Raw genomic sequence first — 16,713 nt, 5'->3', positions numbered from 1 at the left:
AGTCGAAGCGCTAGAACGGCGCTCATTTGGTCGCGCCCTCGCCTGCGCAGCGTCGCCAGTCACCTCGACTAGGAGTGCCATAGCAACTTCCACCTAGTCGACCACGGTAGCGAGCTATGCAGGCAAAAGTGCTCGAAAAGCCGGGGCTATTCGGCTGCTTGTAGCAGCAGGTGACCAGGTCAGACTCTCCCGTCCCGGCTATCCGGTAGGCTATCCACATGCTCATCGATCTACATCGCTCCTTCTCAGAGTATGCAAGCGAGTCAGCCGAAGTCCAAGACGAAGACTGGGGAGCCTTCCTTCGCATGCGCAACGGTGGGCACGCGTGGAGCGACCTGCACGAGAAGCCGCTCGTTATCGTTCTCGGCGAGGCCGGTATCGGCAAGACCGTCGAGTTCAAGCACGAAGTGGCGCGTCTCACAGCAGGGGGGAAGGCAGCGTTCTTCCTGCCCCTGAATCAGCTGCAAGATTCGGACTCTTGGACGCTTGCCCTGACCGGGCGTGACGACGATTACGCAGCTTGGGCTGCGTCCACAGCGATAGGCTATTTCTTCCTTGACGCCGTTGACGAGGCCCGACTGAGGTCCCATGCGGACTTCGAACGCGCGCTGACGGTGGTTCAACGAGCCCTAGGCCCTCACCTTTGGCGGGTCCGCGTCGCCATATCGTCTCGGATTACGGATTGGTCAGCAGTTAGCGTACGAGCTGCGGTCGAGGCCCGCCTGGCAAGGCCCATCCAGCGTGCACTCGGCGCCAAGGTGGCTTCCGAAAGGCCACTCTCATTGGATGAGACTTCACCCGTTTCGCTTCTCACGGATGGAGACTCCGCAAAAGTCGAAGCCTTTGTAGTAACGCTAGACCCCCTGTCAAACACCGAGGCACGGCGCTGCGCCGAGGCCTTCGCGCTCCAGGACGTGGAGCTGTTCTGGTCGGCGGTCGCCGATGGTGACTACGGGTTCATGGCAACTCGTCCCCTAGACCTTCAGTGGATGGTTGGCCTTTGGAATCAGCAAAAGACTTTTGGCTCCTACCGCGACCTCATCGAGGTCAATGTTACAAACCGCCTTCGGGAATTCAACGACAGCTACGAAGCTGCAGGCGAGGTCTTGTCGGCTGACCAGCTCCGGTCAGGAGCAGTTGCTCTCGCCGCGGTCGCAGAGTTCGGAAGCGCCGCGTACTTCGTCATAGAACCGGGCGCTGTTCCGGCCGCGGGTGAGCTTGCTCCACACACCATCTTGACTGATTGGGGCCCAGCCGAGGTTCGCCGACTCATGGCGACAGCGGTCTTTGACGAAGCAAGTTTTGGTCGGGTTAAATTTCATCACCGCTCCATCCGAGAGTACCTTGCTGCACAGTGGGTGAGGCGGCAATTGGAGCTTGGCGCTCCTTTGCTCCGCTTGCAGGGCCTCTTCGCCGCCGCCCCCTACGGCACGCCTGTGCTCATCCCATCCCGTCGTGCGGCGCTCAGCTGGCTAGCGACCATCAGCGTGGAGGCGAGGGAATGGGTGGTGCGAGACTTCCCTGAAGTCCTCTTCTACGAGGGCGACCCGCAGGCCTGGGATGGGCTGTCGGCGGACAAGGCCTTCGACAACTTCGTCGTCAGCTCCAATTACGGCCTCCAGGCAAACTGGTTCAAGAGCGCCAGCGAATACATGCGAGTCGGCCGATCCCTCAGCGACGGCAAGGTTGCTGCGGCCCTTGTGGACCCGTCAAGTCCGCCACGGGTTCGGAGTTTGTGCTTCCACATTGCTCGACACGCCACGCTGGCGGATTGCGCACCTTGCGCATTCGACATCTACAGGAGCACCACAGCGCAAGAGTGGGAGCGCCGATATGCGCTTGAAGTCCTCGAGGTAGTTGCAACTCCCGCACACCGCTCGGCGGTCTTGGTCGACCTGCAGACGTCAGCCCTCGGCTCCAACGAACTCATTGCTCGCGCTCTGCCGACTGTCGAATGGCGTTCGCTCACTGTGGCTCAGTTGTCCGCTATCTTTAACTCGACCCGAAGTGAGGCCAAGTATGGTGGCGGGCCAATGGTGGAGGCCCTTAGGAGCGACATGCTGCCTTCCGCCGACCTGCCGGACGCAATACTACTGCTCAGTGCGGTCATGGTCTCACTGCCGCGTCCGAGTCCAGGCAAGCGGTTTGCGCGCTTCCCCGATTCAGACCAACCTGAACGTGCGTGGTTGCTGGACGCCCTGCCTCACTGCTATGAGCGCGTCCTTGCATTGCTTAGGCCTACGTCTGCCGAATACCCAGAGGTCTGCTTGGACGCGGCAGAGCGACTCGAAGCGCAGCGCGACTCCGGTTTCACAGACCGCGATGAGTTCGGTCGGCTCCGCAAGGCAATTGCCCAGCACCCCGGTCTTCGCTGGAGTGTGGCACTCGCCATCGCAGAATCCGACGATATCCGGCACTCCACAAGTCGGCTGACCTGGGAGGGCTCGTGCATCGTCAGCTTTGATGAAGATGATTTGCCGGAGCTAATACGGCGCGCCAACGACTCAAATTTGCCCACCTCTGAGCAGGATGTCTGGTTTTCCGTTGCGTTGGATGTTGCCTTCAAGAGCAAGCGAAAGAGGCTGCGCGCAGACGCTCTCCGAGCGCTTGGACTGCAAGGCAAGACATCAAACCGAGGCATTCTTGTCGGAGCTGAGTACAAACTATGGCGGCAGAGCGCCACTCAGAACCGAAATTGGCAGGCAAAAGAAAAGCTGCGAAAGGCCGCGGCCGAACGAGACCTAGAAGATTTTAAGAACAGTCTGACGGCGCACCTTCCCCAGATTCAGACTGGCGCCCACTTCGGGGGGCTTCAGCGCCTTCTTCAGTACTCCTTCGGCCTCCCAGGGGCTAACGACTATTCGACGATTGATTTCGAAGCCCTGGCGACCAGCCTCAGCCCGCAAATCGCAGAAGCATTCGAGGAAGGCCTGCGGGCATACTGGCCAACGCTGGCCCCGCCAAACCCGTCCAACTTCTCCAATGGACAAGTCCCATGGTCTGCGCTCGTGGCTCTTGCTGGGGTACGCCTGTCCCTGCGGAGTCAGGCTGTCATCAACTCGCTCTCAGCGACGGAAGTCGGCAGGGCCGCCCAACTTGCGGTCTGGGCGTTGAACTGTCCTCCCACGTGGTTTGAACCCTTGGCAAGGACGCACCCGGCCGCCGTAAACGCCGCGCTTACGGACTGGGTACTGGCAGAGGCCCTATCGGCTAGACCTGACAACGGTGTGCGCGGGGCATTGGAGATGGCGCTGCGTTGTGTTACAGACGTTCGCAAAGGACTTTTAGCTGCACTGGTTCCCTTGGCCGTTGGCGACTGCATCGTACGCAGCGACACCCTCAAGGTGGTGATTGACGCGCTTAAGGAGGACGGATTGTTGCCGCTCGCCACCCTCACCGCGTTGTGCCAAAGCAAGCTTGCCTCCTCGTTAGGGCCCACGGGCAGGCTCGCCGAGATGACTTGGCTTCGTGTCTGGATGGAGGTTGACGCCCACAGTGCATGGGAGTGGTTCGTTCAGCATGTTCAAGCCTTGGCGGGTGACGTTGAGCCTGAGGTGAGCCGCTTTGCCGCTGCTGTGGGCGACCTGAAATGGCTGAAGGTGCCTCTGGACAGCCCGACGACCGACGTGCTCCTCAGCATTCACTCGATGCTAAGCACGTTTCCGCCGGCGGCGTCCGCCCCGTTGGAGGACAGCGATAGTCACTTCTTTGGATCCCCTTCAACGCGCTTGCGTGAGGGTATCGCCAACGCATTCCTAGCGGCTCGCGGACCGATAGGGCATCAAGGATTAGTGTCCTTGCTCGCCGGTCACACGGACCCAACCGAACTCAATTCGATGAAGGGGTGGGTCACTGAGCATGCGTCGTTGGATGCTGAACTGGCAGCGACAAGGACTGCTGCCGAGCTGAAGGCGATCGGGTCCCCGTTTCAGTCAGAGCCGCGAACCGAAGCCCAACTCTACGAGCAGGTCCTAGCCCGACTGGAAGAGCTTCGCAAGAATCTCGAAGAAGGCCCCTTCAGTGAGCGGGACCTCTTTAGTCCAGGAATCCCGGAGAAGTTTCTTCAACGATGGCTAGCAACGAAGTTCCGCGAAACTCAGAATCGTCGATTTAGCGTCCACAGGGAAGAAGAAGTTGACGACGACAACATGACAGACATTCAACTTAGCTGCCCTGCGGGAAATGTTTGCGTCGAAATCAAGCCTGTCGACTCGACTCGCAGCTACTCTGCAAACTCGCTGACCGACACTCTCAGAGCCCAGATTGTTGGCCAATACTTGCGTGGCACCAATAGCACGCGAGGAATCCTGGTTCTCATGCAACTCGACAACAAGAGCTGGAGCATCCCGGGCGGTGCGAGGAGTCAGACGTTTCCCGCTTTGGTGAGCTATCTGGAGACTCAGGCGCAGGCCATCAAAGCCGTCTCCGCGGGAGTCAACGAGCTTACTGTTTTCGGCATTCGATGCGTCGTCTGAGAGCCGTCGGTTGCGTTTAGCCCAATAGTCGAATGGAGTTTTCGTCCGCATCCCCATTACGTACTCTGCCAATTTTTTAGATCAAATTGACCCCAATCGCTTGATAGTCAAACGATTGGGGCTATGAATCTAGGAGTTTTAGAGCTCTTCGCTCTGACGTACGTCGATTGTCTTTGCAGCAAGCTCGACGTACCCATCCGACAGGAACAATTTCAGAGTCGAAACTCCGCGCTTTACCGAATTGAATCGACCATTATTGATATTCCCGGCCTTTCTGTTATCGAGCACGGCTACGAAGTCGACGGTGCAAGAACAAGACACGACGCCTGAGCAATCCCATACGAATTTCACCCTGCTTTTTGCGTCGGAAGACGGATATAAATAGCAAGCGATACTGATCCTCCCATCGCCATGGATGTGGATTGAATCCAATGCGCCGTCATGCCATTCAAAGTTCTCAGTGTTCATTCGCCATACCTCTTGATTTCTGAACTCACGGAACTGGAACTGGGCCGCGGCCCGGGAGAGGAATAATCACCGGCGGCCTACGCGGTGCTGGAAGCCAACGATCAGTCCGAGGATCGTAGATTGGAGGCGTGGAGAATGCACCCCTTATCCTTTCAAAGAGCGACGGCTCTGGCGGGCACACAGGGTCAGGCTCGAACCCATGCTCACGAGCGCACTCCTTAATGTGCTTCGGCGCATCCTCCAAGGTTCCACCGTGCGACGTACCGCCGAACTCTCCTCCGACGCCCTCTGCCTTCTTGCACTCCCAGTGCAGGTGCCGAACCTTGACTCCGTCCACCAACTTGAAATCAATTCTTATCCTGCATCCCTTGGAACATTGCTTCCATTGACCAGTGCTGTGGTCATCCCCCGCAAGGCCTAAGCGATCGGTGAAGTTAGTCGGGTCCCCCCCCACATAGGCAAACCGATTCCACCCCCCTTCCAGCCCAATAGGATCCGCCTGCACATACCGCCCAGTGCTCGCATCGTAGTACCGGTGCAGGTTGTAGCTCAACCCCGTCTCGTCGTCCCACACCTGCCCCGGGTAGCGCAAATTGAAGCTGACCGGCTCGCTGTAGCTTGTACCCGTGCCAGACTGCTCGTACCCCTTCGCACCCGTTGTCGGCTGCACTTCACCAAATCCACTGATGAGCCATTGCCATGCGACCTGGCCATCTTGATTGGTCAGCCGCCTGGGGGTGTTCAGGTGGTCCGTGTCAATCGCATACAGACGCCCATTGATCTGCGCAGCAATCGGCATGGGACCGCTGGGCGTGGGCAGGTAGATGATTTCGGTACTGTCGGGCTCACCTGTCGGGGCAGCGCTAGTGCTGCTTCTTTGGCTGCTGTACTGACCCAGCACCGTGCTGCCGATCCCGTCTTCGGCGTAGAGGGTTTGCTGGGCCACATTGGCACCGGCGCGGGTGTCCCTTTTAAGGATGCGCTGGGCCAAACTGTTGTACGTGTAGTTGACTGCCTGCGCCCCGCCAGGACTGACGCTGGTGCTTGCTTGTGCGATACGGCCATCTATGGCGTAGTGCAAGTAGCTATCGCCCTTTTTGGTGAGCGCGCCGGTGGCGTCATAGGCATAGGTGACGTTGCTGGTTTGGGCTGCGCTTGGAGGCACCTGGACGGTTTCGGCGTAGCCCTGCAGGCGGTTGCTGCCGCTCACGCTCTGGTACACCCGCTGCAGCGTCGTTGTGCCTGCGGGCTTGACTGCGCTGTAGTACGCCTGGGTTCGATTGCCATTGGCATCCCATGCGTAGCCCGTGGTATCGATCCCGATGAAGTCACTCAACGCGCGCCCGCTGGGCAGCGTGAGACCCGGTGGCCCGCTGTGGGCACTGGCAGTCAGGTGGCCTGCAGCGTCATAGCTGTAGGCACTTGTGAGCGTGGTTTGCTGGGGGGCACTGCCGCTACCCGGCACCATGTGTTGCTGACGAATTTGCGTGACACGCCCGGCAGCATCCCATGTGAGCTCCAGCAAGGCGCTGTTGGCCAATTGGTTTGCGCTGGTGTAGTTGCGGATTTCTTCCAAGGGCGACGTGCTGCCGGGCTGCTTGGGGAAACTGTTCCATTTCCAGCTTGAGGGTTGGCCCATAGGGGTCCAGGTCAGCGCGGTGACCAGCGGGGTGCCGTTCCACGAGAGGCTGGTGAGTTGGCCGGTGGAGTCATATTGGTGCGTGAGCTCTTTGCCACTGGGGTAAGTGATGCTGGCGATCTGACCTGCACCCGCACTGCCTGCCGGAACATAGCTGTAACTCACGCTGCGGGTGTCTCCAGTGCCGCTTGCGCTGTTCAAGATTTGGGTCTTGCGCGTGATCCGGCCCAACGCATCCCGCTGATACCGGGTGATCAGCCCAGCGTCTTCAATCTCGCTGAGCCGCCCGATACTGGCGTTCGGAGCTCCCGCCGCGTTGTATTCTGCGCCAGCGAGGTCATATCGCATTGCGCTGGTGCGCGAAGTGCCGTTTGCACTGAATTCGATCAGTGTGGGGCGGCCCAGGGCGTCATAGGTAATCTGGGTGGTTCGGCTCAGTGCATCAGTGATGGTCTGCGGCAGCCCCAGGTTGTTAAATGTGGTCTGAAGGGCTCCTGCGTCAGGGGTGGTCTCCAGCAGGGAGTTGCCCAGCATGTCCCGGGTAAAGGTTGTGGTGACGCCTTTGAAGTCCTTGGCTTGGACGACTGCATCCAGCTGGTTGTACGCCAGGGTCGCTGAGGCACTGAGGGGATTGGTGATCTGCGTAACGCGGCGCAACCTGTCGTACCCGTAGGCCGTCACCTGGTTCAACCCGTTGGTATCACTGGTGACGTCGCCATTGCCGTTGTATGCGTAGGCAGCGCTCTGGCTGCCTCCTATGGTTTCGCTACCGGGGCGATTGATGGCATTGATCGATCGAGACAGTTGCCAGGCCGTGTTGCCCCCCGCGCCCTTGATGGTTTCTGCCGTGCGATTGCCCATGGCATCGAGCACATAGGTGCCGCTGTTGCCACGGTTGTCACTCCAGCCGGTCAATCGCTGCGCGGCATCGTAGGTATAGGTGATGGCATGGCCGTTGGGTGACGTGACCGATGACACCAGACCCAACGGCGAATAGGCCATGGTGGTGACCAGATCACCCACGGCTTGGGTGAGCAGTCGGCCGCGCGCATCGTAGGTATAGCGGGTCACCAGCCCGGTCGGATCTGTCTTTTGCAGCAGGCGACCGTCCGTGGTGTAGCTGGAGAACACCGTGGTTTTACCGGTGGCATCCACGGAGCTTTGGAGGTCCCCGACGGAATGTGTGGACGTAGCGTCGGTGTAGTAGCTATAGGTGGTGGTACCGCCAGGCGCAGGTTGGGTCTCGGAAATGCGTTGCCCCTGAGCGTTGTAGGCGTACGTCCACACCTTCGCAGAGCCTGTGACGGCAGCGCTGAACCCAGAGGCGCCTGTGGCATCGGTGGTGTCTTGCAAGACTAGCTGGCACAGGGCTGCCAGGGGCTTGCCATCGGGGTACGCCGCTGCTGAAGGAGCACAACTGGCGATGGTGTTGCCGTTCAAGGGGTCTGGCTGGCCGTTGTAGACATAAGTGCTTCGCCGCAGGGGTTCGGCGATTCTTGTTGGCAGGTTCCAGTCGGGGTGCCATTCGGTGCTGATCTTGCGGGCGCCGACGGGCAGGGTGACCACGGTGTCGTAGCCCCCGCAGCCCGCGTATTTCTGCATTCCCTCGATACGAACCCTGGGCTTGTTGGTGGATTCGTTGTAAAACACGCATGCTTGGTTGTTGTTGAAATCATATTCAACAAAAGGGCGGCCCTTCACGTCGTTGGTAATGGCGGCACTTGGCGCCATCTTGGGATCAAGAATATCGACCGTAGAGAAGCCGTCTGGCGTAAACGTGTATTTACGGGCAGTACCCAATGGATCGATGACCTGGGTGCCAGAGGAAAAGCTCAGTGTATATTTATCGACCGAAGGAATGGAGAAGTTGGAGCTTTGAGTTGCTCTCCCTTTATCGTCGTATTCGTACACCGAGACCCTCTGACCACTTTCGTTGGCAATGCCTGTGATTGCCCAGGGGTATCGGGTATCGTCATAGTAATATTTGCTGACAGGGAATGTGCCTTGAACCTTCTGGATATTTACTGCTTCCAGGCGAAGGCTGGAGTCAAAGTCGTATTGCAGCTCACTCCCATCTGGAAGCGCAATGCTTGAAAGAACGGCATTGCCATCCTTGTGAAGGGCAAGCTGACGTCCAAACTGATTGGTGGCTATGATGGGATTGGAGCCAGAAATGGTCACCTTGTCGCCAGATGCGTTCCCTGTCGCGATCAGTTTGCGGGTGCTATCAAAGACCCAATATTCGCCACTGGCACTCCTGTAGATGAAATCACCGTTCGAGACAAGCTGAAAACTGTCTGAATTGCTGCGATGAGGCACAAATCCCGTTGAGCTTCCGACAAAAACAGAAGGTGGAGTTCCAGGAATGTCTACCGTATAGACATCGCGGTTTTCAGTGGTGTTGCGATAATAAGAAAGCGTCGCTTCAAAACTGAGTCTCCAACCAATGCTTTTGTCTCGCATCAATGGGGAACTGGTGTTAGCGGGAGAACGAGATGGGTTCAGTGCGCCCGCCCCTGAGTACGACGGGAGGGTACTGTACGAGCGGTAAAGGTTGAATTTCTTTAAGACAGGGTCGTCATAGACGCGAGGAAACTCCTTCACTCCATTGCTGACACTGATAGGGTTCGGGGTATAAACACTCTTCTTGCAAGAATTTAATGTGACGGCGCAAAATCTCAAGCCTTCATCATCTTTAAATGGTCCTTGAGCTCCCTGAGGGCAGTAAAAGAGCTTTTCTTTTCTGTATACACTTTGCCACGATCCGGTGAGACTTTCACAACGTGGGCTACCCCGAGAAACGGTCATGATCATATCACTGACAAAATCAATGCGCCCATGGTTATCACCGGTCTTAATCCATTGCACCGGGGGATTGACCGTTGTAGAAATGCAAGTATTGAACTTGCTATCAATGTAGCGCGCTATGTCTTCGGCGACATCCGCTTCTGCACTATGCATCTTAGTACTATATTGCCACCCATAACTTCCGCCCGAATACTGCCATGGCACCTCATTTGCGGGGATGCAAGTGTCAGTTGCATTGCTTCGGCCAGATTCTTTGCAGTAAAGGTCCCAGTAATAACCACCTTTGGCAGTGGCACCTTGAGAAAAGGTTATAGTCAAAATAAAAAGTAAACATGAGATTGCTTTGATGGAAGTCTTATAGATCGTCATGATTTTTCGGGAAATAGAGCAATGCGCGCAACGCTGAGCCCCACATACAGATGTGGAGCTCAGCGAAGAATGTGAAACGGGGTCTTCGACACCAGCTAATGGTGTCTACAGGTCGGTCGTTGCGACGGGGCCATTGCGCCCAACCCACGCGGGCGGCGCTTGTGTATTGTTTTTCATAGCACTCCCTCCTATGTCTTTGGGTGACTGTAAGCAACAGCGAAGGAGCGAGTCAATTTGCACTAGGTAAGGAACTGTATCTCGCGGAGTCAGATGGAATCCGGCTGATCTCCCTCAATGTGCAGGTCTCAGCCGCTTTACGTCGCATTCAATGACTGCTCTCAGCGCCAGCAGTCATTGGACAGGTCGGTTCAGGCTTACTGCAATCAGCCTGAAGGCGACGGCTGAGGTCAATGGGCGCCCAATCAATTGCGATTCCCAACCCAGAAATCAGACCGACCATATTGTTGACGGTGAAGCGCTTGAAATCGGCTACCGTGTGGGGTCAAACAATCCTGCATAGCAATCTGGATGAGTAACAGCCCCACCACAGAGACCCGCGTTGCGGTGCTGGTCGACTGCGACAACGTCTCGCCTGAAATCCTTGAACATGCGCTGCGCATGGTGGCCCAGTTTGGCCGTGTCGTGCTGCGTCGCGGCTATGGCAACCAGGCCACGCTGGCGAACAAATGGCAGGAGGCCTTGGTACGCCTGGCGTTCACTCCGTGCCTGCAGTACCAGTATGCGGCCGGCAAGAACACCGCTGACATCGCTCTGGCGCTGGACGCGTTGGAAGCGCTCTTCGATGCAAGGGCGGACACCTTCTGCCTGGTTACCAGCGATTCCGATTTTGCCTACCTGTGCCGCAAGCTGCGAGAGCGTGGAGCGACGGTGTGCATCGTCGGTGAGCCCAAGACGCCCGATGCGTTGCGCAATGCCAGCGACCAGTTCTTCGAATGGGTCCGTCCCGCACCGCCGGCCGAGCAGGTCCTCGACACTGTTCAAAAGCCCGCGGCGAAACCAGAGCCGCCCCACGCCGATCAGGCCAGGCAGGAGCCTTCCAAGCCTGCGGTCAAGCGCAGGCCACGCTTCCTTGTGGAAGCCGTGGCGCTTCTTGCCAGCGACACCTCGGAGGGCAAGGTGGGTCTTGGCGCCCTCGGCCAATACCTCAAGCGCACCGATCCGGCCTTCTCTCCACAGACTTACGGGCACTCCGGGTTGTTGAACATGGTCAAGACGTACGACCTGCTGGCGCCGCAGCAGGAGCTGGGAGGGCATTGGTCGGTGAGCCTGCAGCCCAAGACGGAGAGCGCGCTGGAGGCGGACGCACCGCGCGCGTAGGGCTCTGGTCCGGGTCAGCGCTGGTGCGTTCTTTCGTGTTGTACCCGAGGAGGTATTGGTGAAGCGTTCAGAACTTTATGGGCTGGTCTGGAAAACGCCGCTCCGGCATCTGGGACCTCAATTGGGCTTGTCGGACGTCGGCCTGTCCAAACTCTGCCGCAGGTACAACATTCCTGTGCCGCCTGTCGGCTTCTGGACCCGCCATGCGGCTGGAAAGCCCAGCCTCCCCACACCATTGTCACCGGCTGAAATGGACTCTGTGATCCCTTTGCCGGATAAGGACACAACGGCGGATCGCTCGGAGGACGCGACGAGACTCCAGCAGGTCCGGCAAACCTTCTCACGCGCGAAAGACGGCATCGCCGTGTCGCCCATCGAAATACCAACCTCACTCGACAACTGCCATCCGCTGGTGGCCAGAACAGCCCGCTTCTTCCAGTCCATCGAGCGCGAGGAGCAGAAGCGGGCGCGGGACAGGGAGCGTGCTGCGGCTCAGGGGCGGCCTTTCTTCGGTGGCATCTCTGGACACCATATGTCGATGGGACGCTACATCACCGACGGAGGCTGCCTGCGCGTCACCGCCACGACGGCCAACATTGACTGGATTCTTCGTTTGCACGAGGCGCTGCTTCGTGGGCTCATCGCGGGAGGCTGCCAGATCGTTGCCAGCGGCAAGGGTTCCCGAAACACGGTCGAGATCCGCAGGGCAGGAGGCTCGATTTGCCTGAACTTCGCCGAGCAGGCGGAAAAAATCATCAAGCCCCCGCGCAAGGGCGTCCTCTATGAGCCAGCGGAGTACAGGGCCCTCGATGCCTACAAGCTGAAGCTGGAGCGAGACTGGAGCGCCATTGCCCGCCAGTGGTCGGGGACCCGGGAGCAGATGGAGAAACGCCTCCCCGAGATCACCCAGGCCCTGATCGCATTTCCTGAGGCAGAAGCGCTTCGCTCGAAGCTGGTGGCCGAGGAAGCAGCCATGCGGGCGAAGGTGCGGCAGGAAGCCGATCTCGCACGTCAAATCGCGGCCGCCGCCGAAGAGGCACGCGCCAAGCGCCGGGAAGCCCGGGCATCCCAGCTACCGCGCGCGCTTGCCGTTGGGGAGGCGCTTGGAGACTATCACCGTGTCCTGGACATGCTGTCCCGCCTGGAGGTGATCGCAGGTGACAAGTCAGAGGACGAGGCCCTGCATACATGGATCGCCCTGGTGCGAGGCAGTCTCAAGGATCCCGTGCATGGGCTTGCCGACGCGTTGCGCGCCGAAGGCGCGGCGCCGGATCGGCCGCTGTGGTGGCCCGAGTGAGGTTTTCTGGGGTTTTCCTTGTGCACCTCTGCGGAACGGACTGGAGTCCAGTGCTCTCCCGTACGAGATGTCCTGAGGTCCGGGCATCCGCCTGCTCCGGCGCCTGGTTGCAAGCCCTGGATGGGTTGCTCTCAGGTGACGGGGGCGGGTCTCTGCGAAGTCTGTTCCCGTCGAGCCTGATGATTGCCGAGGCATCGACTGGCTGGTGATCGGCTGTTCTGGGCTGCTCTGGCCTTTTGCTGATGTGGGGGATGCAGTGGTTCAAGGCACTCGGCGCTGCTCAGTCCTTACGGTAGCTCTCCCAGCACGCGCACCTCTTTGAGCGAGTGCTGCGTCTCGGCTTGGGGATGGCCAAATCGTCTGCGCACTTCGCGTTCCAGCTCGTGCGCCATGCCGCGAGCTTCCTTTTCCCCGCGCAGTGCCCGCAGCCGCCATTCTTGGGCCTGGGCCATCAGTTCATCGTCCTGCAATTCTTGTATTTCCATGGCAGGTGTCATTGTGCCTAGGCGGAGAGCAAGTGACTCTCATAAGGCTATGGTCCCATATCGTAGGGAGCCGGATGCATGGTCTGTGCGTCTCTGGCCGATCGCGCTGTCGTGCTTGCGCATCGAGCCACCTGCGGCGTCTCGCCCCCTGCGGGCTTCCATCGTTCCCTCGCTGCGCTCAGCTGACGCCTTCGACCCGGCTCGCTGACCCGTGCCTGCGCGCTGCGCTTGCCTCCAGGGGATCGGCTTGCCGCCCATCCCCGCCGCGCTGGGCTTGGCGCCCCTGTGATACCGCCGAACCGGCCGCGCCGGATCGGCCTTCGCGCCTGCGGCGCTGCGCGCTTTCGCTTGCGTGGGGTCGGCGTGAAGAGTGGCCATTGCCTGTCCAGCCATCTTTCCTTCCCTCATCACCTTGTCCGCGACCGTAGCGCGCGCCGGGGCGCCGTCAAGGCGCGCCAGGCCGTGTCCTCGCCTTCGGCTGCGGGCCGCACCACCCCTGGCGCTTCTTCCTTGACGGCGCCCCGGCGCGCGCTCCTGTGGCCGCGGGCGATGAACTCAGGAAAGACGGTGGCAACGAGGCCAACCGGGTTCTTCGTGCCGATCCCACCGGAAGCCCGAAGAGGGCTCCGAATCTAGGAATCCGGTGGGGCTTTTTCAACAGCCAACTTCATCAGGAGAAAGACCATGCAACTCGCATCCCGTTTCGCCAACCACTCGCCGGTGCTGCGCTCGGAACATCCCTTGTCGGATGACCAGATCAGGACCGTGGCGCCCTCGATCTTCGCGCAGGCCCCACACGGCAGCCGCTCGGAGCGCTACAGCTACATCCCCACGGCCACCGTTCTGCAGGAACTGCGAGGGGAGGGCTTCCAGCCCTTCATGGTGTGCCAGACCCGCGTGCGTCAGGAGGGGCGGCGCGACTTCACCAAACACATGATCCGCCTGCGCCATGCCAGCCAGATCAATGGCCGCGAGGCCAACGAAATCATCCTGCTCAACTCCCATGACGGCACCAGCAGCTACCAAATGCTGGCAGGGATGTTCCGCTTCGTGTGCCACAACGGACTGGTCTGCGGCGACACCGTGGCCGATGTCCGCGTGCCCCACAAGGGCGATGTGGCAGGGCAGGTCATCGAGGGGGCCTACGCCGTGCTCCAGGGCTTCGGGCATGCCCAGGCATCCCGCGAATCCATGCAGGCCATCACGCTGGACACCGGGGAGTCGGAAGTGTTCGCCCGCGCTGCCCTGTCCCTCAAGTACGACGACCCGGTCAAGCCCGCACCCATCACGGAAACCCAAATCCTGATGCCCCGCCGCACGGACGACGACCGCCGCGACCTGTGGAGCGTGTTCAACCGTACCCAAGAAAACCTCATCAAGGGCGGCCTGCGCGCCCGCGCCGCCAACGGACGTCGCCAGAGCACGCGGCCCGTGCAGGGCATCGACCAGAACCTGCGCCTGAACCGCGCCCTGTGGCTGTTGGCCGATGGCATGCGCCAGCTCAAGGTCTGAGTTTCGGCCGGAGGGGGCTACCCCTCCTGTCATCCCTTGTTTGTCTCGCTTCCTCTTTTTTTTCCTTCCCTTTCTTTGACCGATAAGAGTTTCATCATGAACACCGCTACCTTTCAAGAAACCCACGCCATCACCACGAGCAGCACCGCCATCACCATGGCGGCGTCGCAGGAACTGCTGCTGATCCCGCTGTCCAAGCTGCGGCCCTCCAGCCGGAACGTACGCAAGAGCGGCGGCACCTCGATCCCCGAACTGGCATCCAGCATTGCCCGTGTGGGCCTGCTGCAAAACCTCACTGTGGTGGCCGCGCCCGATGGGGAGCACTACGAGGTGGTGGCTGGGCGCCGTCGTCTGGCTGCCCTCAAACTACTGGCCAAGCGCCGCAAGCTGGCGAAGGACCATGAAGTCCACTGCCTGCTGGTGCAGGATGATGCGGCGCGCACCGTGAGTCTCACCGAGAACGTTCAGCGTGAGGCCATGTCCCCCATCGAAGAGCTGTTCGCCTGGAAAGACCTTGTGGCTGAAGGCAGGCCCGTGGAGGACATTGCTGCAGATTTCGGTGTGACGCCGTTGGTAGTGCAGCGGCGCCTGAAGCTTGCCAATGTCTCGCCCCGGCTGCTGGCGGACTTCGGAACGCAGGCCGTGACGCTGGAGCAGTTGATGGCGCTGGCCATCACCGACGACCATGCAGCTCAGGAAGCTGCGTTCTACGATGCGCCGCAGTGGCAGCGCAGCCCGGACGCGCTGCGCGACCACCTGACCAGTGAAGAGATCGACGCCAGCCGCGATGCGGTGGCGCGCTTTGTCGGGCTGGAGGCTTACGAGCAGGCAGGCGGCGGCGTACGCCGCGACCTGTTCGCGGATGATCACAACGGCATCTTCCTGACCGATGGTGCACTACTAGACTCCCTGGCGCGGGACAAGCTCGCCCCGCTGGCCGAGCAGGTGCGCGCCGAAGGCTGGGCCTGGGTGGATGCGATGCCGCGTGTCTCGGCATCTGACCTCTACCAGTTCCAGCGGGCGCGCAGCACACGCCGGGAACCCACCAAGGCCGAGGCCAAGCGCATTGCCAAGCTGGAAGACCAGCAGGCGAAGCTGCAGGAGCAACTGGACGACGAGAACGAGGACATGACCGACGAGCAGGCGCAGGCGCTGCACGACGCCATGGACGCACTTGGCAATGAGCTGGAGGCCGTGGAACGCCAACTGGTCGAATACCCGTCCGCTGTAGTAGCGCTGGCCGGTGCCGTGGTGTCGGTCGATCACATCGGCGGGGTCGTGGTGCACCGTGGCCTGCTGCGTGAGGAACAGGCCAAGGCACTGCGGGAGCAGGCGCGGCAGGAGGAGGGCGGGGCGGGCGGCAACCCGGATACAGGCACCGACGAGCCCGCCAAGTCCGGAATCTCGGAGAAGCTGGCCAAGCGCCTCAGCGCGCACCGCACGGCAGCGTTGCAGGCCGAGGTGGCTCGGCATCCCCACGTTGCACTGGTCGCCCTGGTGCACCGCCTTGCGCTGCGAGTGATCGTGGAGAGCTATGGGGTGGGGGACTCGGCACTCAATATTTCTGCGATACCAGAGGATGGGCTTGGACTGCATGCGCCCGACATGGCCGACGCCCCCGCAGCCGTGGGCATGCGCAAGGTGCGGGAGGCCTGGGCCCATCGCCTGCCCAGCGACTCGGATGCACTGTTTGCCGAACTGCTGGTTATCCCGCAGCAGGAGTTGCTGTCACTGCTGGCGGTTTGTGTGGCTTCCACGGTCAGCGCGCTGGCGTCGCAAGAAGGAGAAGTCCCCGCCACCGCGCTGGCACAGGCGGTGGACCTCGACATGCACGACTGGTGGACCCCGACCGCCGCAGGCTACTTCGAGCATGTCTCGAAAGCCAAGGCGCTGGAAGCGGTGCAGGTATTTGCGCCCGATCAGGTGAACCGGCTGGGCAAGCTCAGGAAGACGGAGCTTGCGAGCGAGGCTGAGCGGCTGTCTGCGGGGACGGGGTGGCTGCCGGTGATGTTCAGGGTACAGGACGCGGCTGTCGAAGTCGAAGCGGAGGCGGGGCGCGAGGTCGAGGCTGATGCCGATGTCAGCGCCGATACCAGCGGCAGTGCCGATTCGGAGGTCCACGAGGAAGCACACGCTGCGGCGTGAGCATGAAGCCCCGGCCGGTGGGCCGGGGCTTTTTGCATAGGCGCGACGCGCGCGGCATGTCTGCCGCGCGCGTTTGGACTTCCAGGGTACCAAGTCCGCTGCGCTCAGAGCGACGGGGTACGCCTGAACTTGCTGCGGTGGGTGGGAGGAGTCTGCGGGACACGGGAGCATCGAGCT

The 16,713-nt window shown here is 60.5% G+C and carries 7 protein-coding genes; 5 read left to right on the top strand and 2 right to left on the bottom strand.

All coding sequences use genetic code 11. From position 1 onward, the window contains the following. Nucleotides 1-218 precede the first annotated feature (218 nt). Nucleotides 219-4,475 (top strand): NACHT domain-containing protein, encoded by a 4,257-nt coding sequence (locus tag AC1RVY_RS18080; RefSeq protein ID WP_492807568.1) that lies wholly within the window; start codon nucleotides 219-221, stop codon nucleotides 4,473-4,475. 493 nt (nucleotides 4,476-4,968) lie between these two features. Here the strand turns inward: AC1RVY_RS18080 and AC1RVY_RS18075 are convergent, their stop codons facing one another. Further along, complete coding sequence (locus AC1RVY_RS18075; protein ID WP_492807566.1) at nucleotides 4,969-9,759, bottom strand: RHS repeat-associated core domain-containing protein; 4,791 nt, start codon at nucleotides 9,757-9,759, stop codon at nucleotides 4,969-4,971. Between the two features lie 528 nt (nucleotides 9,760-10,287). Here AC1RVY_RS18075 and AC1RVY_RS18070 point away from each other — a divergent pair. Continuing rightward, nucleotides 10,288-11,097 carry an NYN domain-containing protein gene (locus AC1RVY_RS18070; protein ID WP_492807565.1) on the top strand — a complete coding sequence of 270 codons (810 nt, stop codon included), beginning with the start codon at nucleotides 10,288-10,290 and terminating at the stop codon, nucleotides 11,095-11,097. Between the two features lie 58 nt (nucleotides 11,098-11,155). Further along, nucleotides 11,156-12,394 (top strand): hypothetical protein, encoded by a 1,239-nt coding sequence (locus tag AC1RVY_RS18065; RefSeq protein ID WP_492807563.1) that lies wholly within the window; start codon nucleotides 11,156-11,158, stop codon nucleotides 12,392-12,394. A gap of 287 nt (nucleotides 12,395-12,681) precedes the next feature. On the opposite strand, the gene AC1RVY_RS18060 is transcribed toward AC1RVY_RS18065, so the two are convergent. Then, nucleotides 12,682-12,891, bottom strand: coding sequence for a hypothetical protein (locus AC1RVY_RS18060; protein ID WP_492807561.1), 210 nt, complete (start codon nucleotides 12,889-12,891; stop codon nucleotides 12,682-12,684). 672 nt (nucleotides 12,892-13,563) lie between these two features. Here AC1RVY_RS18060 and AC1RVY_RS18055 point away from each other — a divergent pair. Both AC1RVY_RS18055 and AC1RVY_RS18050 read left to right on the top strand, forming a co-directional pair. Further along, nucleotides 13,564-14,391, top strand: coding sequence for a DUF932 domain-containing protein (locus tag AC1RVY_RS18055; protein WP_492807559.1), 828 nt, complete (start codon nucleotides 13,564-13,566; stop codon nucleotides 14,389-14,391). A gap of 96 nt (nucleotides 14,392-14,487) precedes the next feature. Next, entirely contained in the window at nucleotides 14,488-16,536 is a 2,049-nt protein-coding gene (locus tag AC1RVY_RS18050; protein WP_492807557.1) for a ParB/RepB/Spo0J family partition protein, read from the top strand. Nucleotides 16,537-16,713: the final 177 nt, after the last annotated feature.

The organism is Acidovorax sp. GW821-FHT11A03 (genome assembly GCF_058809075.1).
Note: the sequence above shows the minus strand (reverse complement) of the source record. Positions and strands in the feature narration are given on the sequence as shown.

Excerpts from the sequence above, each read along its gene's own strand:
- AC1RVY_RS18080 (WP_492807568.1), top strand. The coding sequence starts at position 219 with ATGCTCATCGATCTACATCGCTCCTTCTCAGAGTATGCAAGCGAGTCA.
- AC1RVY_RS18075 (WP_492807566.1), bottom strand. The coding sequence starts at position 9,759 with ATGACGATCTATAAGACTTCCATCAAAGCAATCTCATGTTTACTTTTT.
- AC1RVY_RS18070 (WP_492807565.1), top strand. The coding sequence starts at position 10,288 with ATGAGTAACAGCCCCACCACAGAGACCCGCGTTGCGGTGCTGGTCGAC.
- AC1RVY_RS18060 (WP_492807561.1), bottom strand. The coding sequence starts at position 12,891 with ATGACACCTGCCATGGAAATACAAGAATTGCAGGACGATGAACTGATG.
- AC1RVY_RS18055 (WP_492807559.1), top strand. The coding sequence starts at position 13,564 with ATGCAACTCGCATCCCGTTTCGCCAACCACTCGCCGGTGCTGCGCTCG.
- AC1RVY_RS18050 (WP_492807557.1), top strand. The coding sequence starts at position 14,488 with ATGAACACCGCTACCTTTCAAGAAACCCACGCCATCACCACGAGCAGC.